17 protein-coding genes are annotated in these 22,595 nt (G+C 47.9%); 8 read left to right on the forward strand and 9 right to left on the reverse strand.

Annotated features, from left to right (window positions below; translation table 11 throughout):
• Nucleotides 1-54 precede the first annotated feature (54 nt).
• Both AAGC78_RS16905 and AAGC78_RS16910 read left to right on the forward strand, forming a co-directional pair.
• Nucleotides 55-879, forward strand: coding sequence for a M48 family metallopeptidase (locus AAGC78_RS16905; protein ID WP_435785276.1), 825 nt, complete (start codon nucleotides 55-57; stop codon nucleotides 877-879).
• Nucleotides 880-897: 18 nt separating this feature from the next.
• Nucleotides 898-1,281: a DUF2750 domain-containing protein gene (locus AAGC78_RS16910; RefSeq protein WP_435785277.1), complete on the forward strand. Its 384-nt coding sequence runs from the start codon at nucleotides 898-900 to the stop codon at nucleotides 1,279-1,281.
• 31 nt (nucleotides 1,282-1,312) lie between these two features.
• Here AAGC78_RS16910 and AAGC78_RS16915 read toward each other — a convergent pair whose 3' ends face one another.
• Nucleotides 1,313-1,819 (reverse strand): hypothetical protein, encoded by a 507-nt coding sequence (locus tag AAGC78_RS16915; protein WP_435785278.1) that lies wholly within the window; start codon nucleotides 1,817-1,819, stop codon nucleotides 1,313-1,315.
• A gap of 159 nt (nucleotides 1,820-1,978) precedes the next feature.
• Here AAGC78_RS16915 and AAGC78_RS16920 point away from each other — a divergent pair, with 159 nt between their 5' ends.
• The 6 genes from AAGC78_RS16920 (at nucleotide 1,979) to AAGC78_RS16945 (ending at nucleotide 12,264) form a co-directional block, all read left to right on the forward strand.
• A complete protein-coding gene (locus AAGC78_RS16920; protein ID WP_435785279.1) occupies nucleotides 1,979-2,515 on the forward strand; it encodes an LEA type 2 family protein in 537 nt (178 codons plus the stop codon).
• A 91-nt stretch (nucleotides 2,516-2,606) separates the two neighbouring features.
• Nucleotides 2,607-4,865: a DNA topoisomerase IV subunit A gene (gene parC / locus AAGC78_RS16925; RefSeq protein ID WP_435785280.1), complete on the forward strand. Its 2,259-nt coding sequence runs from the start codon at nucleotides 2,607-2,609 to the stop codon at nucleotides 4,863-4,865.
• A gap of 93 nt (nucleotides 4,866-4,958) precedes the next feature.
• Complete coding sequence (locus AAGC78_RS16930) at nucleotides 4,959-5,228, forward strand: PilZ domain-containing protein (RefSeq protein ID WP_435785281.1); 270 nt, start codon at nucleotides 4,959-4,961, stop codon at nucleotides 5,226-5,228.
• Nucleotides 5,229-5,387: 159 nt separating this feature from the next.
• Entirely contained in the window at nucleotides 5,388-8,915 is a 3,528-nt protein-coding gene (locus AAGC78_RS16935; RefSeq protein WP_435785282.1) for a hypothetical protein, read from the forward strand.
• Between the two features lie 86 nt (nucleotides 8,916-9,001).
• Nucleotides 9,002-10,024: a polysaccharide deacetylase family protein gene (locus tag AAGC78_RS16940; protein WP_435785283.1), complete on the forward strand. Its 1,023-nt coding sequence runs from the start codon at nucleotides 9,002-9,004 to the stop codon at nucleotides 10,022-10,024.
• 62 nt (nucleotides 10,025-10,086) lie between these two features.
• The gene (locus AAGC78_RS16945; RefSeq protein ID WP_435785284.1) at nucleotides 10,087-12,264 is read left to right on the forward strand and encodes a hypothetical protein; all 2,178 of its coding nucleotides are present in this window, start codon (nucleotides 10,087-10,089) and stop codon (nucleotides 12,262-12,264) included.
• Nucleotides 12,265-12,324: 60 nt separating this feature from the next.
• On the opposite strand, the gene AAGC78_RS16950 is transcribed toward AAGC78_RS16945, so the two are convergent.
• The 8 genes from AAGC78_RS16950 to AAGC78_RS16985 all read right to left on the reverse strand — a co-directional run bounded on the left by AAGC78_RS16950 (nucleotide 12,325) and on the right by AAGC78_RS16985 (nucleotide 22,465).
• A complete protein-coding gene (locus AAGC78_RS16950) occupies nucleotides 12,325-13,635 on the reverse strand; it encodes a hypothetical protein (protein ID WP_435785285.1) in 1,311 nt (436 codons plus the stop codon).
• Nucleotides 13,625-14,179, reverse strand: coding sequence for an outer membrane beta-barrel protein (locus tag AAGC78_RS16955; protein ID WP_435785286.1), 555 nt, complete (start codon nucleotides 14,177-14,179; stop codon nucleotides 13,625-13,627). The genes AAGC78_RS16950 and AAGC78_RS16955 overlap by 11 nt, the downstream gene beginning before the upstream one ends.
• 53 nt (nucleotides 14,180-14,232) lie before the next feature.
• On the reverse strand, nucleotides 14,233-15,027 hold the full coding sequence (locus AAGC78_RS16960; protein WP_435785287.1) for a glucosaminidase domain-containing protein: 795 nt from the start codon (nucleotides 15,025-15,027) through the stop codon (nucleotides 14,233-14,235).
• Between the two features lie 53 nt (nucleotides 15,028-15,080).
• Nucleotides 15,081-15,782, reverse strand: a complete 702-nt coding sequence (locus AAGC78_RS16965) for a replication protein P (protein ID WP_435785288.1) — start codon at nucleotides 15,780-15,782, stop codon at nucleotides 15,081-15,083.
• Nucleotides 15,694-16,881, reverse strand: coding sequence for a DnaT-like ssDNA-binding domain-containing protein (locus AAGC78_RS16970; RefSeq protein ID WP_435785289.1), 1,188 nt, complete (start codon nucleotides 16,879-16,881; stop codon nucleotides 15,694-15,696). The genes AAGC78_RS16965 and AAGC78_RS16970 overlap by 89 nt, the downstream gene beginning before the upstream one ends.
• 104 nt (nucleotides 16,882-16,985) lie before the next feature.
• On the reverse strand, nucleotides 16,986-19,421 hold the full coding sequence (locus AAGC78_RS16975; protein WP_435785290.1) for a TonB-dependent receptor plug domain-containing protein: 2,436 nt from the start codon (nucleotides 19,419-19,421) through the stop codon (nucleotides 16,986-16,988).
• A 114-nt stretch (nucleotides 19,422-19,535) separates the two neighbouring features.
• The gene (locus AAGC78_RS16980; RefSeq protein ID WP_435785291.1) at nucleotides 19,536-20,897 is read right to left on the reverse strand and encodes a sensor histidine kinase; all 1,362 of its coding nucleotides are present in this window, start codon (nucleotides 20,895-20,897) and stop codon (nucleotides 19,536-19,538) included.
• A gap of 29 nt (nucleotides 20,898-20,926) precedes the next feature.
• Nucleotides 20,927-22,465, reverse strand: a complete 1,539-nt coding sequence (locus tag AAGC78_RS16985; RefSeq protein WP_435785292.1) for a DUF3369 domain-containing protein — start codon at nucleotides 22,463-22,465, stop codon at nucleotides 20,927-20,929.
• Between the last annotated feature and the right edge of the window lie 130 nt (nucleotides 22,466-22,595).

Raw genomic sequence — 22,595 nt, forward strand, 5'->3', positions numbered from 1 at the left:
ATCACCTGCGCGTAAAACTGCATCATTCAACCTGTGTTATCTTTGTCGCCCCGGATGACGCAGCACCTGCTGCAATATTTTCTGTTCTTCCCCCGTATTTTTCCGGTCGATATCCATTGTGCAGTGAAAGCAGGTTCAAGCATGGCCGATTGGTTCGGTTTGAAAAAAGATACGCCCAAACCCGATTTGGGTTTTGAATTCAGTATTGCTCGCTCGGCGCGGCGGCGCAGCATCAGTATTGAAATCCGGCAGGCGCAGGTTGTTATTCGAGCGCCCATCGGCGTCGCACAATCCGTATTAATAGATTTTTTGCAGCAAAAAGCCGCGTGGGTCAGGGAGAAAATACGCGAACAACAGCAAACTCTGTCGACATTACCTGAACCGCGCAGCTATATGCAGGGCAGCGAGATTCCTTTTATGGATGAAACCCTGACCTTGGTTATCGGGCGCGGCCCGCGCGCGGCGATCGCGCGTATCGACCAACAATTGCATGTCATTCTTTCAGCGCGTGCGCGTATGGCCGATGAAACGCAAATCCGCCAATTGCTCAGCCGCTGGTATCAGCAACAGGCGCTCAATATCCTCACACGCAAAACGACGGAACTAACCCGCTCGATGGGATTGGTGTGCACGCAGGTCAGTATCAAGGCCACCCGTTCAAAATGGGGGCATTGCACCAGCCGCGGCGCGATCCAGTACAACTGGCAGATACTGCTAGCCCCCGAGGCCATAGTCGATTATCTTGTCGCCCACGAAGTCAGTCACCTGCGCCACCAAAATCACAGTGCTGATTTTTGGTCGCTGGTTGCCAGTATTTGCCCAACCTTCAAGGCAGATCGCGCCTGGCTTAAAGCCGAAGGCGCACACCTCTGTTTATAAACTCCAAAGGCTTTTAGCATGAATGACATTACCACTATCGATCCGCTCAGCGACGACCCAGCCGAAAATCTCGACCGTTTTATCGTGGAGGCCATGGAATTGGGTTGTGTGTGGGGGCTTGAAGGGCCGGATGGTTGGGCGCTAAGCGCGTCTGAATCCCACGATGATGTCGATGTAATGCCGTTCTGGTCGCAGGAAAGTTTCGCGCAAGCGCATTGCCAGGACGATTGGAAAATCTATAAGCCGGTCGCAGTCGACCTGCTTGAATTCCTCGAAGAATGGCTGCCGGGCATGCATGAAGATGTATTGCTGGTTGGCGTCAACTGGAATGCCGATCTGGAAGGCGAGGAGTTGGAACCGCTGGATTTGCTCGAAGAGTTTGAACAAGAAATGGGCGAGTAAGGTCTATCTGTTCGCGCGGGTGCTAAAGCGCTCAATAAAAATCGCGCTCTTTAAATTGGTTGTAATCATCGTCTTCGTCACCAAACAAATGCGTGTGCAGTATGTCAATCTCGTGGCGTTTGGCGTAGTCATTAAGGGTTTTTAGGCTGTCCAATGCGGGGGTCATGCTGTACCAGTGTTGGGTGATTTCATCCTTGATGGCGAGCACAAATTCGAATTCACCTGGCACTAGTTTGCGGCTGAGATGACTAAAAATCTTGCGTTGCAACTGTAGTACCGCAAAATTGAAATCAGCGCTCAAGCGCAATAATTGCGGGTAATGGGAGTCATCGCGGCCTTGCATGCGAATAGCGCGGCAACCGAAGTATTCGTCTGGATTAATCAGTGCTTTATTGGGCGGATTAGGCATAGGTGTAGTCAGATAAACATTAATAAAAACGTGTAAGCTGACCATCAATGGTCGGGTAACGCCAACAGTGGAATCCTCCAATCTGCCAGCAAGCCATGCTCCCGATGAGATATAAACAACGTACAACAAGGTTTTTACAGAATCATTATCGTTTCGACTGATTGATTTTACCTGTTCAGGTGTCAGAGTCTTAAGACGAATATTCAGTAAAAAGAGCGCGGATTAGACCACACCGTCGTAAATGGACGAGTGTTGGTATTCACATTTTTGTTTTTAAGAGGGACTACAATGAATTTTATCTCCAGTATCTGCGAATTCGCGCATTCTTTGGCTGCAGTAAGAGTATCGTTCAGTGTTAGCGGTCTCATGGCTAAACTCTTTATTTCCCTCTGTTTGGTACTGTCTGGCTGCTCCAGCTTGCAACCCAAAATAGAACAGCCCACAGTGAAGGTTGCTGGTTTGCAATTATTGCCTGCTCAAGGGTTAACCCAGCCGATTGAAGTCAACCTGTTAATTGCCAACCCTAATGATCGCGATTTAACGCTGCGCGGAATTTCTTACACAGTAGGAATTGAAAATTTTGATGTATTGAGTGGTGTGAGTGACCAACTGCCCACACTTACCGCTTATCAGGAAACGCCGGTAAAAGTTGTCGTTTCGGCGAATGTGTTGCAATTAGTGCGTTTGATTGAGCACTTTAGTCGCAATGGTGTGAAAGACACGGTAAATTATAATTTTTCAGCCAAGCTTGATTTCAGCGCCTGGCTGCCTGCGTTGCGCGTCAATGAAAAAGGCTCTATTCCATTGGCGGCTACAAAACGTTAATAGTGAATTCGATCTAAAAATACGCAGCAATATTTTTAGCGATTTATAATCGACAAACGTTAATCTGAATTTTGTATTTTCAGGATATTCAATGAGTGAAGATATAACCCTGCCCGAGGCCGATGAGCGTATAGCGCTCAAAGATTACACCGAGAAAGCCTATCTCGATTATTCCATGTACGTAATTCTCGATCGCGCATTGCCGCACATTGGTGATGGCCTTAAGCCAGTGCAGCGCCGCATTGTGTATGCGATGAGTGAATTAGGTTTAAAAGCCAGCGCGAAATATAAAAAATCTGCGCGCACCGTCGGTGATGTAATTGGTAAATTCCACCCGCACGGCGATTCAGCTTCTTACGAAGCAATGGTGTTAATGGCGCAGCCATTTTCCTATCGTTACACCTTGGTGGATGGTCAGGGAAACTGGGGTTCACCTGATGATCCCAAATCATTTGCGGCAATGCGTTACACCGAATCGCGCCTCACCAAATACAGTGAAGTTCTGCTTGAAGAATTGGGGCAGGGCACTGTCGATTGGCAGCCTAACTTTGACGGCACGCTTGAAGAACCTATCGTATTGCCAGCGCGCGTTCCCAACGTTTTATTGAACGGCACCACCGGTATTGCGGTAGGTATGGCGACCGATATTCCGCCGCACAATTTGCGCGAAGTGGTAAATGCTTGTGTGCATATGCTCGATAACCCGCAGGCGACCGTGCAGGATTTGTGTCAGTTTATCCTGGGGCCAGATATGCCCACCGAGGCGGAAATTATTTCGCCGCGCGAAGAGCTGATCAAAATGTACGAAACCGGTCGCGGCAGTGTGCGTATGCGCGCGGTCTGGCAAAAAGATGAGGAGTCGGGCGATATTATTATCACCGCGCTACCGCATCAGGTCAGTGGTGCAAAAATCCTGGAGCAAATCGCTGCGCAAATGCAGGCGAAAAAATTGCCGATGGTAGCCGACCTGCGCGACGAATCTGATCACGAAAATCCAACGCGTTTAGTCATTGTTCCGCGCTCTAATCGCGTCGATATTGAGCAGGTGATGCAGCATTTATTTGCCACCACCGAGCTTGAGCGAACCTACCGCGTCAATATGAATATGATCGGTATCGATGGTCGCCCAGCGGTGAAATCGCTCACCAAGATTTTGAGCGAATGGTTGAGTTTTAGAACCGTCACCACCCGTCGCCGTTTGCAATACCGTCTGGAGAAAGTAGAAGAGAAGTTGCTGCGTTTGGCGGCATTGATGATTGTATTCCTCAATGTTGACGAAGTGATTCGTATCATTCGCGAAGAGGATAATCCCAAACCGGTATTGATGAAGCGTTTCAATCTGATTGAGATGCAGGCGGAATACATTCTTGAAACCAAATTGCGCCAGTTGGCGCGTTTGGAAGAGATGAAAATTCTCGAAGAAAAAGCCGCGCTGGAAAAAGAGCGCGATGGCCTGCAAAAAATTCTCGACTCAGCAGTGAAGTTAAAAAATCTGGTGCGCAAAGAATTAATTCAGGTGGCTGAACAATTTGGCGATGAACGTCGCTCTCCTATCGTCGCTCGTGCTGAGGCGCAAGCCTTGACCGAGACGGAATTGTTAAGTGTTGATCCGATTACAGTAGTGATTTCTGATAAGGGTTGGATTCGCGCAGCCAAAGGCCACGATATAGATCCGGAAGGATTGAGTTATAAAGCGGGCGACAGTTTCAAATACGCTTTACGTGGCAAGAGCAATCAGCAGGTAATCCTGATCGACTCTACCGGTCGCAGCTATTCATTACCTGCCCACAACCTGCCATCAGCACGCGGCCAGGGCGAGCCATTGAGTGGGCGCATCAGCCCACCCAGCGGTGCAACCTTTGAAGGCGCATTGATGGGCACTGACCAGCAGCGCGTGCTTCTCGCCTCTGATGCTGGTTACGGTTTTATCGCCAAATTGGACGATCTCACCAGTAAAAACAAAGCCGGTAAAGCACTGTTAACTTTACCTGACGGAGCGCTGGTTTTGCCGCCACAATTGCTTGATAATCCAGAGCAAGCGTTGCTCGCTGCAGTCAGTAACGACGGCCGCCTGTTGGTCTTCCCGGTTACCGAGTTGCCGGAGCTGGCGCGCGGTAAGGGCAACAAGATTATGAACATCCCATCGGCGCGCGCGGCTGCACGTGAAGAGTTTGTGGTGTCGGTGAATGTGATTAGTCCGGGGCAAACCCTGACGCTTCACTCTGGTAAGCGCCATATCACCTTAAAGATGTCTGACCTTGAGCATTACAAAGGTGAGCGCGGACGCCGTGGTAATAAACTGCCGCGCGGCTTCCAGAAGGTGGATAAAGCCGAAGTGACAGATAAATAAAGCAAAAAATAAAGGCGGTCATCCCGCCTTTATTTTTGGTGTAGTTCGAGCTTGTTAAATATACGATAATTCAACAATAACACAGGAGTTTTCATGAGCTCTAAAGACAAGCGTCGCCATGTGCGTACTGCCTTTGCTTGCCGGATTAAAATTACCCACGAGTCTGTCGGAGAGTTATTGGTAAAAACCCGTGATATCTCGGACGGTGGAGTGTTTGTAGTGTTGGAGCCAGAACATATTCCCCCTATTGGTACGCGTCTCAGTGGTCAGGTGCAGGGATTAATGGATGATGCGCCGGTATTGCAAATGGAGGTGGTGCGTGTGGAGCCGGTTGGAGTGGGGTTGCGCTTCATCGAGGAGTAATATTTGTTGTTCGTTTTATAGTGTGTCTGATTTTTCTTTGCCATAAATTAAATAATATCGCTGTAAAGCGCTTCCCTTTTTTAGTGCTTTCAGAGTCTGCTGTTTCCGTAAAATATAAATAAGATTCACGGCAATGCTCTGAAAACTGAAGGAGTTTTTGTGTACAAGCTTATCTACAAAAGCCAATTTGTTGCAGGATTTGATGAGGATCAGATCCTGGGGAATTTGGCGCAATTGCTCCAGTTAAAACCAAAAACTATCCGTTTGGTTTTTTTATCCGGGCGCACCAGCGTTATTAAAATCCTTGAGACTGAGATCGAGGTAGAACAGTGGCGCTCAGCTTTCCTCGATGCAGGTGTGCATCTTGATGTGGTGAATATTGCAGTCCCTGACGCTGACAATATTGCCGATCAAATCGAGTTAGAGTTGGAATTACATAGCCTGGATGATGAGGTCGATGAGGACGAGCCTCCACGGCAATTGTTAGTGAAGAAAATAGTCACGCGTGAAGACTCTGGTGAATTGCAGCAGGTTGTTAATCCTGCAATTAATTCAGTTAGTTCCGCAGTGACAGCGGCTGATCGGGTTCCTGCTGTAGCAACATTGTCCGATACTGATGCTTTAATTCCAAAAGATAAACCTACAGCGCCTGTTGTACGTGAGGCTTCTGTCGATGTTCAGACCATCACTTCCGAGCCAATTTTATCAGCCAGTTTGCCGGAGCAAAAAAATAGCAACGCACCTGCCGAAGAGTCGGCAGCGGAGAGTGCATTATTTTCTCCGCAAGAGGAAAAAACTGTTGCCGATATAGCAGTATCTGAGCCCCCACCAGTTATTCCTGTTGATGTGCCCGAGAGTGGTGAGTTTCAGCGCGGAAATAGCGATGTCGATAAAGATGATTCGCAAACTGATATAGAGCCTGAAAGCGAAACTGTTTCTGTAGCAGAAAATTCGACAGCAAATAAATTATCTGATCTTGATGATGGTGACTCATCTTCAGCGAAAGAAAAGGGTGGTGAAAATGATGCGCTGCTAGATGAGGAATATGTCGATGTGAATTGGCATAAGTCATCATTTTTGTGGGGCATGCTGGTGATCCTGGTGGCGATTGCGGCCACCGCTTCCACTATTCTTTGGCTCAAACGCCCGCTGTGGACTGCTGTATCAGCCCCTGTTCATGCGGACAAAATCGCTACTGCCTTGGCCACTGAATCGCTTTATGCTCTGGCCTATGTTGATGTGCAAAGGTTGCAGCAGCTGCCGGATGTTTTGCAAAAAGACACGGGCATGAAAAATTTGCCTGCACCCGACGCCAATTTTTGGCGCAGTTTGGAACAGTCCGGCGTTGATATTTCACAGCAATTAAAACAGTTATGGATTGCTGCATATCGCTCCAATAATCAAACTCAACCGCTGTGGGTGTTGAGCGGAAATTTTAATACTGAAAAAGTGCGTGACTGGGTTAAAAAAAATTATTCAATCGATGAGGATACGCCGCAACAAATTGTTTTTTCCTCGGTTGATGCCAACACCTGCGAAAAGCATCCGGCAATGATGGCGGTGGTTGAATCTGACCGCATAGTTTTTGGCGCTCCAGAGCATGTTGCCGCATTCCGCGGACGTTTGGATGCCGCTGCAGCAGCGATAACGGATTTATCGGATTGGCAACGACTCAGTGCGGGCCAAATGCTCAGCGTAGCAATGTTTAACCCCGCGCAATTCAATGAGCCTTCTACAGTCGCGATGTTAAATAAATTAGCGATAAGCAATCCTTCGCAAGTGAAAGGTGTTTATCTCGGCCTCGCGCCGCGCCTGCTTCCCCCCGCGTTGGAGTTTTCCGCTGTTCTTGTGGGCGCTGAGCCGCAATTTATTAGTGCGACCAAAGATAATCTGGTGCAGATGATTGGTAATGTAAAAAATACTATTGGCAAAGATTGGCCGGAAACTTTACCGCTTTATGAACGGATGAAACTCAATCAGACAGAACAGCAGCTACAAGCGCGAGTTTTTTTTGATGAGCAGGTGCAGCAACATATAAAGGTTTGGACACAATCTCTTTTTGCCCAATTACTACCCATCAACAATAATTTCCCCGTTATTGAGCAGGAACGTTTTGAAGAAAAGCCGCGTGCTTTTATTGATCTTGCTTCAACAAAATTGCCGGAGTTCGCTGAATCCAAACATCTAAATAGTTCCGTTGTCTCACAAACGACTACCGGACCTTTTGGGGTGGGAATTAGCAGTATTGAAGCAACTGCTGACGGTGTTGTTATCAATCTTGATGTGAGCGCGTTTAATTTGCCCAACCTTGGCAAAGAGGCTGACGCGATCCAGTTGCGTATTACCGATATTGTGGATCATCAAGACCAGTCATTAATTGCACAGCCCTCTTGCACTCCAAATGGCGTGCGGCAAGTTGCAAATGTAAATGCTGTGTATGAAGGTTCTTTTTTTGATCAGGGGCAATCACAAAGTTATCTGGGGATTCAGGGTACAAAAAAAATAATTCTCCCGGCTAATATTAATCTCGCCAGTATTGGTGCGATTAAGGGTGAAATTGAATATCGTCTGCCAACAAAAATAGAGCGCTTGCTAGTAAGTGCTCCGTTCGCAGGAAAATCTATTAATAGCAACAATACACAGGTGCGTTTTTTTTCTGCCGGTGCTAGCAGTTTGTATTTTCAGCAAGAGGGAAACACTGAGGCACTTTTGCAGGTGAATGCCCTCAATGCAGACTCCAAAGTGTTGGCGGTAATCAACACCCAGCGCAGTGAAAATACTTTGGGTGCGGGAGAAGTCACGACTATTGACGTGCAAGGCAAGGTGGCTGCTGCAGAAGTTATTGTTGCTGGTAAGTTAGAAAAGAAAATTTACCCGTTTAGCTTTGGTCGGATCCAACCACCGGAAAAAACGTTTTCCCAGGATAAGCCGGCACCGGAGTTATTGAATAAGGAGAAATTAAAAGCGCTAAAGCAGGACTCGCCTCCAACGGATGTGAAATATCCTTACCAAACGCCGCAGCAAACAACGGTAGCGGGACCCGCGTTAATTGCTGTAAATCAATTGAATATCTTTGAACAAAAATTATTGTTAGTTGCCGATATTTATTTGCGCAACCAGCATCCATTGACTCGCCAGCTCAGTGCGGCCCGCTTGGTGATCACCGAAGTTGAAGACTCCTCAGGCAACTTGCATGCGGTTGATATTCAAGTGCCGGTGTCGCTAGAGCATCAGGGCGGCTCATGGAGTGAAGGCAGTTACCATCCTGATCCTACCCAGCCCTGGTTGCGTGGGCAATTAGAATTGCGCGATCAAGTGTTAGGTGTGAGTGATACTGTTGCCCTTTGGGGCAAGTTGGTATTTTTAGCGCCCGGTGAGCCCATTGCTATTCCAATTCCGTTCCAGTTTGGCATGGAGTGGAATGGCTCCGGTTCATCATTAAAATTATCGCGCTGGGAATCCGGGCGCTTGTTATTTGATATTCACGGCAGCTTTTCTGAGTTGATGGCGATCACGGCACTGGATGATGCTGGCGCGGTGATAAGTCAGGCAGCCGAGTTACGCAGTAGCCAAGGTGTTAATCAAGTTGAATTGCCGGTTAAACAGCGCCCTGCATCGATTGAATTCAGTATTGCACGCGACCAGCAGACTGCAGAGTTTCCATTTGAAATTCGTGCGGCGCAATAAGGCGCCGCTCATATCAATATTCGATAGGAATATATCTAGTGATACGGTGTGTTAGTGCATTTATTTTCTCGCTTGGTCTTTTTCTGATGAGCGGAGCGCAGGCTGCTGTTGTCATTTTATATCATCATGTAAGTGACTCCACACCAAAATCGACCAGTATTAGCCCTGAGCGATTTGAAGCCCAGATGGATTATCTGGAAAAAAATAATTTCAAAGTAGTACCGCTGCTGGAACTTACCGAAAAACTGCGCAAAGGCGAGCCGCTTCCGGATAAAACAGTGGCGATCAGTTTTGATGACTCTTATGTTTCGGTCTACGACTCCGCTTATCCCCGCTTAAAAAAACGTGGTTGGCCGTTCACGTTTTTTGTGAATACGGATTCCGTCGGTACCTCTAAATTATTCGTCAGTTGGGATCAGTTGCGTGAGATGTCGAAAAACGGCGTGACTATCGCCAATCACACCACCAAACACAATCATTTACCGCGCCGGGAAAACAACGAGAGTAACTCTCAATGGCGTGAGCGTATTACGGTCGAAATTACGCGTGCACAGGAAAAAATTGTGCAGGAAATTGGCACTGCTCCAAAGATATTGGCTTACCCTTTTGGCGAGTACGATGTTGATGTACAGCAGATCGCCAAAAAGCTTGGCTACATAGCATTTGGGCAGCAATCCGGTGTGTTGTATGAAAAAGGCGATTTGCAATCTGTGCCGCGCTTTCCCTTTGGCGGCAGCTTTACTGAATTAGATGATTTCATTATGAAAGTAAACACGCGGCCGATGCCAACAAAAAAAGTATCCTTTTACAGCGATAAAAAAACCGAACAAAAAAATATTATCGTTAAGGCGGGTGAAAAACCTTGGCTAGTGTTGGAGTTGGATGGCGCTGCCATAACGAAAAAAATTAATTGCTTTGCTACCGAGCAGGGCGCTATTACTGTAGAAATGATTGATAACAAACTCTGGGCACAAGCTAAACAGGCTCTGGCACCAGGGAGAACACGCTACAACTGCACCGCCTACTCTGGAGAAAAAGGTCGTTTTTATTGGTATACCCAACAATGGTTGGTGACTGATAAAAATGGTGGGTGGACCTACAAGGATTAGCCTTCTTATTTGTGTGGGCTAAATTTTTCGTTATCTTCCAGTTGTTGGTAGAGGGATTGCCTATGCGTGTTATTTTTGTCTTTTTCAGTTGTCTTCTCTTATTGTCCGCCTGTGGTGGTGGATCATCTTCCAAATCATCTAACTCCGGTCAAAGCTCGAAGAAAATTATTTCCTCTACAAAATCATCGTTATCTTCTGCCAGTTTTGTTGGCTCATCGCTCAGTCAAAAATCCTCCGCCGCGAGCTCGGTGGTGGTTGTCGTGGAGCGCCATGTTGTTACAGATGAAGATAAACCACTGATTATTGAACTCGATGCAAATATCCGTCTTGGTGGGTATGCGGGGCCGGGTGCTTTGATATCTGCGTATGCGCACTATACAACTCAGGAGGGGGGGCGTAGTTGGTCAGAGTCTCTCGGTAATACTATTTATTACACACCCAAAACAGATTTTTACGGACAAGACAGGTTTTCTTATTGGATTTATGAAAACGATACGGTCTCAAAAAAAATAGAGTTTATTGTTGAAGTGAATCCAATTGTGGATTTGCAGCCCCGTATTTATCTTCCGGAAAAGCAAGCTTATGCAGCGGGAGACGTGTTACGTATTCCATTTCCTGCTTATCCCGATGAAAACATAACGCTTACTCCTGATAGTAGTACCAAACTGTATTTTGAGGGAGCTTTGTTGGCGTTTGAACAGCATGAAAATTATCTTGAGGTAATTCTTCCTGCAATCACATTGGCAGGGACACATAATATTTTATATACCCAGCTTGATGGTGCACGCGAAATAAATTTTCCCATTGCGCTTCAAATGGTCATCCGCAAAAGCAATATTGAATATTTTATCGGTAATGAGTCCAGGCCTGGGCAAACTATTGTTCTTGTGAGAACGGACAATGTCTCTGATGGACAATATTCCGAATGGATTAATTGGCATTTGTTGGAGTTTTTGCGCGAACCTCTTGTTACTGCGTTTCAACCTTACTGGAACTTTGTTGTTATAAAACCTGCAGGGGAAGCAAAATTGAAAGCTTATGGCGATGTTTGGGCTGCTGATGCGCCTTACTTCAGTCGATTCGTAAGTGAATATGTTTCTGCGAATACTAAGCTAATCGTTCTGGATGGACGTCAATTCAGGGCGTCAGGTGGGCACCCCATTACGATGAATGTATTTAACGATAGCCGGGTTTTATTTCATGAGCTGGGGCATAGCCATGCGAAACTGGGAGATGAGTATACCGACGCAGGGAATGCTGGCTCACCATACAGCGAAGGCATCTATCCCAATGTATCAGCTTCCGGAAGCAATACGAAATCTATACCCTGGTCTCATTGGATTAATGACTGGTCAATTGTGCCAGGGCAGAATGTGAAAGCCTGGGACCATAATTCGGTTGGTGCATTTCTTGGGGCATTTTATTATTCAGATCGCTATTATCGACCGGCCTATCGTTCGCTGATGAGGGTTCCTGCAGCGCCTCCAAGTCCGGTGGATGAAGAGACATGGGCGCTGGCTAATTATGAAGCCTTGGGTTTACTGGCTTCAGCGGCTGTTAATTATAAAGTTGGACTCGCTGAAGTATCCATTTCTCGCGAGTGGGATAAGTCGTTAACCAGAGTTAACTGGTTTCTCAATGGTGTTGAATTAACTGAGTATGCCAATCAGGCAAAAATTTTTGTCGATGAAAAGCAAGTTGTGGAAAAACAATATTCGATAAAAGTGGTATTGACTGACCTCACCGGGAGAATAAAGAACCCCCATGCCTATAGAGCGTTTAATACATTTATCGATCCTATAACTCATCAATTTGTCGATGATGGCGTTAATAAAACGTTTGAACGCTCATGGACATTGCATAAATTTAGCTCGGTGGCGGCTAAACAAAATTCACAAGCTAAGGTTTCTTCGATTGCAAAAACAGAGCAATGGACAAGCCATTTGATCGTCGTTAAAAACGGAGTGCATCAATTGGATTCAACAAGACATTACAATGCGCAAGGGACTGTGCCTCCCGTTACGGGCGAGAGTCATTTTTCAGTTGAGATTCTAAGTGACGGTGATGCACTTTTGTATGAGCAGGGTGTTAGTTTGCGGAAGTTTGATGCGGGTGTTATCCCTGTTCCGTTTGTCAATGAGAGTGCTTACAACATTGTGCATCCTAAAATTACAGGTGCATATCAAATAAAAATTTATACCCTGCCAGAGCGTGAATTGGTTGCAGAATATTCTTTATAAGCACATAAAAAAACAGCGGCAATTGCCGCTGTTTTTTTATCGATAGTTTTGTTGGATCTACTATCGGTTGATGGTAATTCTAATGGTGTCTTTAAGCTCCGCTCCATCGCTGCCGGTGGCAGTACCGCCACTGGAGTTTTTGATTCGGGCGCTGATGGTAAGCGTTAAACTGGATACGAGGCTAAGATCGTCATTAACCGTTAATTTTCCAGTAGCCGTATCAATAGTGATATTGCTAGTGTCGTATTCTGATGAGGTATTATCAATTGCCCATGCGACATCGTTGGCGTTATAAATTTCAGCGGCCACAGTTGAATCGACATAAGTAACTTTGACGCGTGGTGTAATAGTGCCACCAACGGAAACTGACAAACTCTCTGTTGATGTGTCAGAGTTTGCACCCACGATCTCCATGGTTTTTATATCTGGCTTCAGCACTTTTATAACGATTGTTTGCTCAATGTCATCGCAGGTTGCTTTCACGTTCACATTGGTGCCGCTTTGGCTGCCGCTTACTGCAGTGATTAAACCGGTAGCTGCGTTGACGGTGAGCGCGCTGGTGTTGTCGCTGCTTAAGGATACGTTCGGTGTAATAGTTGCAGTCGTACCATTTTGGTATTCACCGGTGGCGGTAATTGTGGCCGTTTGGCCTTGGCGCATACTGAGGTCTCTGCTGGATGCCAGTGTAAGTTTGGTCAGTGATTTGGAAATAGAAAAAGGCAGCTCGTTTGACGGCACAACTTTATCGGTGTTGTCTTTTCCTGATGCTGTGATTTTGATTTCACCCGCTTTTTTGGTGCTCAGTTCGGGTTTGCTGGTATCGGCAAAACTGGCGAGTGATGCACTGGCGGCATCAACGGCCCAGGTCAACGGATAGTCATAATCTTTGCCATCGTTAAATATTGCTTTGGCGATGAACTGGGTATTTTTGCAAACATCAACAAGGCCGACGGGGTGGCTAATTTCGATGCCGGTCAAGTTAGCGTTCGATAAAGTAATCTGTTGTTCTTTTAGGATACCTGCATAGGACGCAGTTAATATTAAACTATTACCTTCTTTTCCTGATGCGGTGAATAAGCCATCTTTGATTGATCCGAGGGTTTTATCACTGAGTGTCCAGGTCGCCTTACTATTTAAATTGATCTCTTTACCATCTTTTTTCTTGCCAATTAAGTCGAATTGGCGAGAACCTTTAATATGAACATAGCCATCATTAGCGGCTATAGCAGTATCTATTACATCATTTTTACTCGCATCAACGGTTTGTGCGAGGCGTGCGCTGTCGCCGTCACCACCACCGCAGGCTGTCAGGCCAAGTGCGCCAACACTGATGAACAGTGCGAGTGAGTAATTAATTCCTTTAGAACGCATAAGTAACTCCCAGGCCGAGGCCATCAATACGTAAATCATCATCTTTGAAGTAGCGGATGTAGTCGAGGGTCCAGTAGAAAGGTTTGCCTTCTATAATGCGATCCTGCAACGAAATGCCGTAGCTGAAATCAGAAAAGGTATCTTTGTGTTTGGCATTAAGCCCGGTCGATACAGTTTCGATTTCGGTTGATGCATAGCCCAGCAGAACACTGACCTTCACATCATCCGGTTGGTATTCAGGATTGGTAAGGGTGATGTAGACACCGCTTTGCTGCGCGATCTCCAGTGTTATACCCGTCGCTTTATCATCGCTGATTGGCGCCGCAACCATACCCTGGATTCCGATACCATCAAGCAGGCCGTCGGTAACCTCGATGTCAGCTTTGAATTGGAACAGTGAAGGGGAAAAGCTTTCGCCGCCGGTTTTGATTTTGGTGTAAACCGGTTGTCCTGATACATGAAACGCCAAGGGAGCTTCTGCCATGGCGCCGAAGCTGGCAATGGAGCCCGCTGCGCCGATAATTAGAGCCAATCGTTTACACATAAGTATTCCTTGCTGTGTGATGTTGTCGTGATTATTAATGTTTTAACTGCGCATTATTCCAGATTATTCGTACGTATAACGGTGCGCAATTCATGAATATACATGCTGCCGCGACCGGAATATTTGCCCAATTCTGCCACCATCGCGCTACCTGTGAACTGTTGCGGGGCGTCGCGCAACTGGGCGCGCAATTGTCGCCAGGGGCGATAGGCATTGTGGGTGTTAATGTTGTTGAAGTATGCCGTAAGCGATTCCTCAACATTGTTAAATTTCTTAACTTCGTGTTTGGCTCCCTTTGGGCGCTTGCTCGGGACTATGCCGCAACCCTCTTTATAACACCAGTGGCCAAACAAATTGTGCGCCTCTTCGGCAAAGCGCGAGGTGCCCCAACCTGATTCCACTGCCGCTTGCGCCATCACCATCGCGGGCGGAATTGCATCTACACGCAGCAATAAAATATCGACGGCTTTGTCATCCTCGGGATAAGTCTCATAGGTGACATGAAACTTGGCGCGCAGTTTTTCGAGGTTGCGCTGGTTAACACCGCTGATGGTTTGTGATTCCTCCCATTCGGCTTTGATTTTTAATAAACGTTCACGGGATTTTAATAATTTTGCGTTTTTTTCGTCGATTAGCGGGCGCAACATATTCAGGAATTGTTCTTTGCGCTCCGGTGTTTGGTCGATAGCGGCGAAATCGGGTAGCAGTGTGCTGCTGGTGAGTTCGTCCTGATCCATAAAGACCTGTTTGGCCGGAATAGTGGCAAGGGCGAGCACGAGCACTAAAGTGGCGAGTGGGAAAGAGACCAATAAAAAACCAAGCAGCCACTGTGAAGCGTTTTTGTTCATGGAGCGAGTTACCAAAAAATAAAAGGGAGGGAAATTATGTGCGGCTTGTAAAATTACAAGCCGAGTTGCTTGCGCAGCTCTTCCATGCGCTTGACGTTTTCTTCTTTGCTGAGCGGTGTTTCAATTGTCTCGGGCAGAGCGGGAATATTCGGTGCGGGTAGCACTGCACCGTTCATCACTCGCTCACACAATTTTAAGTAGTGACGCTCGAAAATCGGAAAGGCGATTTTTTCAGAATTGCTGGCGAGAAAATACCAATCGCTCGCGCAACCGGCGTGATACACCGCTGGATGGCTCCAGTTATGCGCCGCTTTAGGGCTAGGCGCACGGCAGGCTTCAACATAGGCCTGATGTGCATCTACTAAACCGATTTTGCTTGGATCGCCCTGGCAAGCGCGAATCATGCGGTGCAGTGTGGGTAAATATTCTGACTCTTCAATCACTGTGCGTGCGCCGCGCAAAATGGTTTCCGGCGCAAATTGAGCGAGCGAGTTTAACCACAGGCGTCGCGCCTGATTGAGCAACTCGGTATCTTTAAACGCAGCGTAATACTGGTTGTGATAGTTGATACGGAACAGCGCAAACACCTGATTGATTGCATCAATGTGGCCATCGCCCGGTGTAGGGCGTTCTTGCTCTGCGCGCTGCTGTCCCTGTTGATGAGGATTAGCTTGCCCAGCTGCGGTCGTTGAGTTGTTCTGCGAGGCTGCTATCTCTTGTGCGACCTGATGAATGAGTGAGTTGCTGTCCTGCATGCTGATTAACCTGCTGCGAATTGACGGTTGTTAATGCGTGTTGTTTGGCCCAGTGATATTTCACATGCTGCAAAAATTTGGTATTCCAACTGGCGTAAACCTGATTGCTGTCGCGCCAGAATAAAACGAATTCCGTTACTTGCTGCTGCGCAAATTGCAAATCGATATTCGCCAGTTTCAAAACGTCGTAGACATCTTTGCTGGGGTTCCAATTTTCGGGAATACGTTTGGGTTCTGTGTCGTGTTCGAGCGCCGAGCTATAGCGCATCCACTGGCGTTTTACGTGCTGGATAAATTTGCTGTTCCAGGTGCGGCCAACTTCGCCGCGCTCTTGCCAATAGACCACAAATTCCGGAATCGAATCTTCCACAAAGGCGAGGCTGATGCCGGCGTGTTTCACCAATACTTCGAGTGCATCTTTGCTCGGACGCCACTGGCTGTGCATGGCGGTTTCCAAATCGCGCTTGAGGAATTCGGTATCCCGGTCGCGCACTTGTCGCTCATTTTCTTCGCGCTGTTGCCGCGCGATTTGCGTTTCGTAAGAGCGCCATTTATGCAGCACATCTTTTAAAAATTTTGCGCCCCATGAATGATTGGTTTCGCCGCGCTCGCGCCAGTAAGTCACAAACTCCGGCACCTGTTGGCGAACAAACTCGGCGGGAATGTTGTACTGGGCGATCTGCCGCAACAACTCCTGATCAGGCTGCCAGTAGGGCGCGATTAAAGTGGCGCCGGTATTGATTGTCGGCTGTGTCGGTGCAGACACTGGCAGCGGGGCGTTATCGGTTTTGCCCAATTCATCAAACGCCAGCGTCAGGCGGCGGCTCTCCACATAAGGCGCGGAGGCGAGCAGGATAATACCTTTATCGCGCAGGCTGCGGCTGATGCGCTGCACATCGTAATCAGTCCAAAACGGCATAGCGCGGGCGATGCGGCTTTCGTCCAGATCCAGCCATTCACGGCCATTGGCGGGCGTGAGCGGTAAATAGGCCGCCATATCGCCCAAAATCGACAACATACAGGCCTCTTCCAGCCCGATAGTGGCGGCGAGGGAGGGCGAAATTAGCAGTGGACGTTCAGGAATCAGCGATGAACTCATGGCTCTCGGGTCGCAATTGACCATCTAAAGGCAAAGGTGGGAATTGTAGGCGGATAGGGTAGTAGATGCCAGCGTTGAGGTGCGCGTCGGGAGCTGGTTGGATGTTAAAAACCGGTGCGCAGGCGGAGGTAATAGTAGGCGCCGGTGTAGTCGAACGGGCTGATGCCGCGGTACTGGAGGATATTGCCCTCGCCATTAAAGGGCGCGCTGGTGGTGCGAGTCTCGGGGCGAGTATCGAAGATGTTGTGTCCACCAACGGTGATGCTGGTATCCGGGTTGAGTTGGTAGGTGATGTCGGTGTCGTAAGTGACGCGGGCGCCGAACCATTGATCTTGCTCTGGGCCAGTGGCTGCGGCGACATAAAGCACTTTGCCAAAATAGTTGGCGCGGGCGAGTAGCGTCCAATCGCGCAGGCTGTAAGTTGCAGATAGCAGCGCTTTATTTTCCGGTAAATAATGCTGCAAACGCTCCTGCTCTGAACGATCAAACACCTGATCTGCCAATGCATTGAGTTGCTGCGGCACATCCATGGATTCAATCTCAGTTTGTTGGTAATGAAATTGTGCGTTTACATTTAATTCGTTGGCATAAACCAGCGTGCTGTATTTTATCGATGCATCAAAGCCCTGGGTGCTGGTATCAACACCGTTAAGAAAGTAACGCGCGTAGGAAATATTATTCGCCGTCATATAGGCCTGCGCGGCGGCAGGAATACGCGTGCTGTTGTCGATGTCGCCCGACAAAATAATTCGCTCGTCGATATTGATCTGGAAAAAATCCAGATTCATTTGCAATGCGTTAACCGGATGCCAGGTCACACCGATATTCGTGCGCTGTGATTCTTCCGGATTTAAATCTTGCGCGCCTAAAAGTTTTGCCACTTCGTTGTCGACCGGAAATGTGCCGTTCTCCTGCGCGACGGTACTGCCGTCTGCCTCAACCTTAAAACTGGTCGCCGTGCGGTAGTAACTCATTTGCTGCAGGGAAGGAGCGCGATAACCCGACGACAAAGATGCGCGAATATTGATGCTATTGGATGGTGTGTAATTCAGCAGCAACTTGCCATTCAAGGTATTGCCGAAATCTGAATAATATTCATCGCGCAGAGAAATTCCGAGTTCGACTTTTTCGCTAAGCGGATGATTTATTTCTGCATAGAGTGCAATCAAATCGCGATTGGATTCGTTGGCATTCGCGGGCGAAAACCCGGGATACATCTGCGCTCCGCCCACTGTATCACCACCACTGTTTGGTCCATCCAGAATCGGCACCAAACCATCAACCCAGGATGCCCATTCACCTGCACTAATACGCGCCTCTTCATGGCGATATTCGCCACCGTACGCAAGGTTAAGTGGTTGCTCGCTCGGCCAAGCCAATATTTGTGTTGCATCGACATTCAAGGTGTTTTGCCAAAAGCCGAGTTTGCCCGCATCAAATTCAGTGGGTGAATTAATTCCAAGGGAGGTGTTGATGCTGTTCTCCACGCGAATGTTCATTTGGTTGTAACCAAAGGTGTTGGAGATATCGATGCTTGAATTGTTGCTAGTGTCGCGATAGCCGAGGGTGGTAAATAAATCAGTTTGTTTGGGGGTTAAGAGAGGAAGAAATCCATCGGGATAAATTGCCCGGATCGTTCGGTCATCTTGAGGTCGGCGAAAGAAACCGGACGCTTCACTCTCTTTGTAAACCAATTTTCCTTGTGTATACAAATGCGAATTATTAAAAAAGTTTTCGCCATTAAACGTAAGGCTCAAACTTTGCGCGAGGGGATCGCCGTAATTGTGCGTAACGCGATAATTGCCGTTGCGTGCATCGCCCGCAAAATAATAATCGCGCCGGTCGAGGCCGGAGGTGTTCGAATTCGATTTGTGTTTGTACTCCAGCGAGACAAATAATTTATCGTTGCCGTAATTGTAGTTGCCGGAAAATAATTCACCGTCGCCCGCTTGTCGTTGCCCGGCAGTAACTACTGCTTCATTGATTGGGCCGCGTTTCAGTACGATATTGATAACACCCGCGATTGCATCGGAACCATATTGCGCCGATGCGTCATCGCGCAGGATTTCAATGCGCTCGATCGCTTCAATTGAAATGAGATTGATATCCACCGATGAGCTGCCAAAATTCTGCGAATCATTCACATCAATAACAGCACCCTGATGCACCCGCTTGCCGTTAATCAGTACCAGCACCTGATCGCCTTTCAAACCGTTGAGCGAAAACGGGCGTACGTGATCGGTGAGGTCATCAAGGGTGGCGAATTCGTAGGTGAAGGATGAAACCAGATGGTTGAGCGCTTTGGGCAGCTCGCCGTAACCGGTACGGCGCAAATCGTCGGCGCTGATAATATCCACCGGCAGCTTGTGATTACGCAGGCGCTTATCACCCGTTCGCGCGCCCACCTGCACATCCAGATTCATCAATTCTTCAAGCGATAGATCCAGCAAATGCTCCATAGACCGGTCATCCGCATATGCCACCGGCCCTGCCACTGCAATGCAGGCAGCCAGAAGATAATGCGGCTTGGGTAAGGGCATAAGCGATCCAAGGGGTGGCGATTCAGTGACAGACTGAAGGTATAGCGCCCAAATCCACCTAGATCAAGTTTGCATATAGGATTCTGTGGATATTTCGTTCGAGAAGATAGATTGTTAGGAGGTAGGGATATTTATTTGGAAACCCGCCCCTTTGCTTTGGTCTGCATCCAGCAGGATTTCTCCGCCGAGTTTTTGGGTGGCGAGGTTGTAGACGATTGAAAGTCCAAGGCCTGAGCCGCCGGTGCGGCGGGCGGTGGTGAAGAAGGGTTCGAAGATTTTGGGGCGGATATCCTCGGCGATGCCGCAGCCATTATCTTGATAGTGGATGGTAATTTTTTCGGGTGTTTGGGTTAGGTGCAGGCGAATTTTTTTGTCGGTGGTGTGATCGAACGCGTGGTGAATCGAATTGGTAATCAGGTTGGTAATAATCTGGGCGATGGCGCCGGGGTAGCTGTTAAGTGTGATGTTTTCACCCGGTTCGAGTTCGCAGTCGATTTGACTTTTTTTCAGCAGTGGTTGCAAACTTTTTAAGGTGAGTTCAATGCAGGCGCGCAGTTCAAATTGTTCCTCTTCATTAGCGGTGTGGATGGCGCCGGATAATTTGAAATTTTGTACCAATGTGGCGGCGCGGTTGAGGTTGTTATTAATCAGCCCCAAACCATCATCCAGGTCATTCAGGAATTGTGCGAATTCGTCTTCATCAAGAGTGCCATCTTTGTAACGTTTTTTCACCAAGCCGAGTTGGCTAACGCAATGGCTGGAAGAGGTTACGGATACTCCAAGCGGGGTATTAATTTCGTGTGCAAGCCCCGATACCAAGCGCCCGAGTGAGGCTAGTTTTTCGCTCTCGATCAGTTTTGCCTGGGTGTGATTTAAATTGCGCAATGCATCCTGCAAAACATTGGTACGGTCATTAATTTTGTGTTCGAGTTGTTCATTGATTTCTTTTAATTGGCGCTCGTAATCATTGCGCTGCGCGGCGCTAATAGCGCGACCATAGGTGTCGGCTAATGCGCTAACAAATGCGATTTCCTGGCTATCCCATTCGCGCGTACTTCCCTGATGTTCACAGCAGATAATGCCGAGCATTTGGCCGCGATGACGAATAGGAGCATCCAGCATGGCGGTAATGCCAAGAGGTGCTAGATAGCTTGCACTCAATTCGGAAGTACTGACATCGGTTTGCGCATAATTGGCGACTACGGCGCGTTCGCTGTCGAGGCTGGAAAAATAAATTGGATAATCCGCACGCAATAAAAGTATGTCGCTATCAATAGTGCAATCATCGCCATCGATTAACATTTTTCCCTGGATCGCAGTTTTATCGTCGGTGAGCAGCCAAATGCCGGCGCGATTAATATTTAATCCATGGATAGCGGCGGTGAGAATGAGTAGGCCCGCTGTTTGTAGATCACCTTCGTCGATCATGGCGGATTTGGAAACATCGAGCAAAATGTCGTACAGCGATTTAGGCATAATAGATACTTTATTCGTCAGCTGATTTTTTAATGATGTGTGTGGTCGGGCAGGTTGAGGCGAATTTCGCGGAAGTTATCAAATAATTCCAGTGCCGCATCAACCATGCGCGGATCAAATTGTTTGCCGCTGCGCTCGCGGATGTATTGGATAATATCGTTTTCTTGCCAGGGCTTTTTGTAGGAGCGCTCGGAGCCTAAGGCATCAATCACATCAATGAGCGCGACTATGCGCCCCTCTAACGGAATGGCTTCGCCCGCTAATGCGTTGGGATAACCATTGCCATCCCAATGTTCGTGATGGCTTAGCGCAATGCGTGCACCCATTTTGGCGATGGTGCGGGTGGAATCTTTTAATAAGTCGTAACCCATTTGCGCATGGGTTTTCATAGTTTCCCATTCGTCGGCATCCAGTTTTCCCGGTTTGTGCAAAATGGATTCCGGTATACCGATCTTGCCAATGTCATGCAGCGGTGATGCGTGACGCAGTATTTCAGCGTATTCGCTGCTTTGTCCCAGCTTGAGCGCCATCAGTTCGCACATGAGCGCGACGCGGCGCACGTGGGAGCCGGTTTCTTTGGAACGCTGTTCAATTGCATCGCCCAACACCAGCAACAATTCAATTTGTGTTTCCTGGATATGTTCGCGGCTGTGCAGGTTTTGGAAAATCAGCGTGATGTTTGCGGCAAATAATTTCAGGATTTCATCTTGCAGTGAGTTGTGTTCTTCGTGGAAGCGCGTGTAGAGCACGCTCTGGGTATTTTCATCGGTATGGTAATAACCGATAAAAACATCCTCAGTCACTTTGGACTGCTTGTGTTTCAGCGTATCGATAATCGCGCTTTTTACCTCCGCGGGCAGAACGTCGGTATCCCATTCTTTATTGAGCCGGACTTCATCGCCAGTGGCGGCGAGCAGGATTAATTCTGCATCGCCAAATAAATCCACATGCTGGCTGACCAAATACATCTCCGCCGTTTTGATATTCAGCAACTGCACCGTGTGCGCGAGTATGGCATTGCCAAACTGATGCAGGGTTTGGCTGCGCAATACGGAATCGGATGCGGCAATCACTTTTTGCATCCCGCGTTTGCTGGTTTCGATGGTGAGTATGTCGCGGTAGGAACGGATAGACGAGTAGACGCAGGTTTTTAATTTGGTATCGGTTAATTCGGTTTTGCTTTTGTAATCATTGATGTCATAGGTGCGAATTACAGTTTCTTCCGGTGCGGTTCCCGGTTGGCCAGTGCGCAACACAATCCGTGTTAAATGGTTCTCCAGCTGGTTGCGGATCTGGTGGATTAAATTCAAGCCTGCATCATCGGTTTCCATAATGACATCGATAAAGGCGAGCGCGATATCGGGGTGATCCTGAAATAAACGCAGCCCTTCTTCCGCGCTGTAGGCATTGAGGAAGGTAATGGGCTGGTCATCGACCAGCGTATTTTTCAATACCAGTTGCGTAACCGCGTGCACCTGTTCTTCGTCATCGATAATCGCGACTTTCCAGGGTTTGATTCGCAGCGGTTTGGCAGTTGTTGCCGGGGCGGCAGGTTTGAGAAATTTCATCGTTGTAGGCACCTGTTTTCAAGAAGTATAGGCGCTCTAATTAACCTGGCGGCGACTTCTTTAGACTGTTTTGATAACTCGTCCTGCCGTCAAGCCGGGTTTGGCAATAACAATAATGAGCAACAACAAT

Source organism: Cellvibrio sp. (genome assembly GCF_039207905.1).
Lineage (GTDB): Bacteria > Pseudomonadota > Gammaproteobacteria > Pseudomonadales > Cellvibrionaceae > Cellvibrio.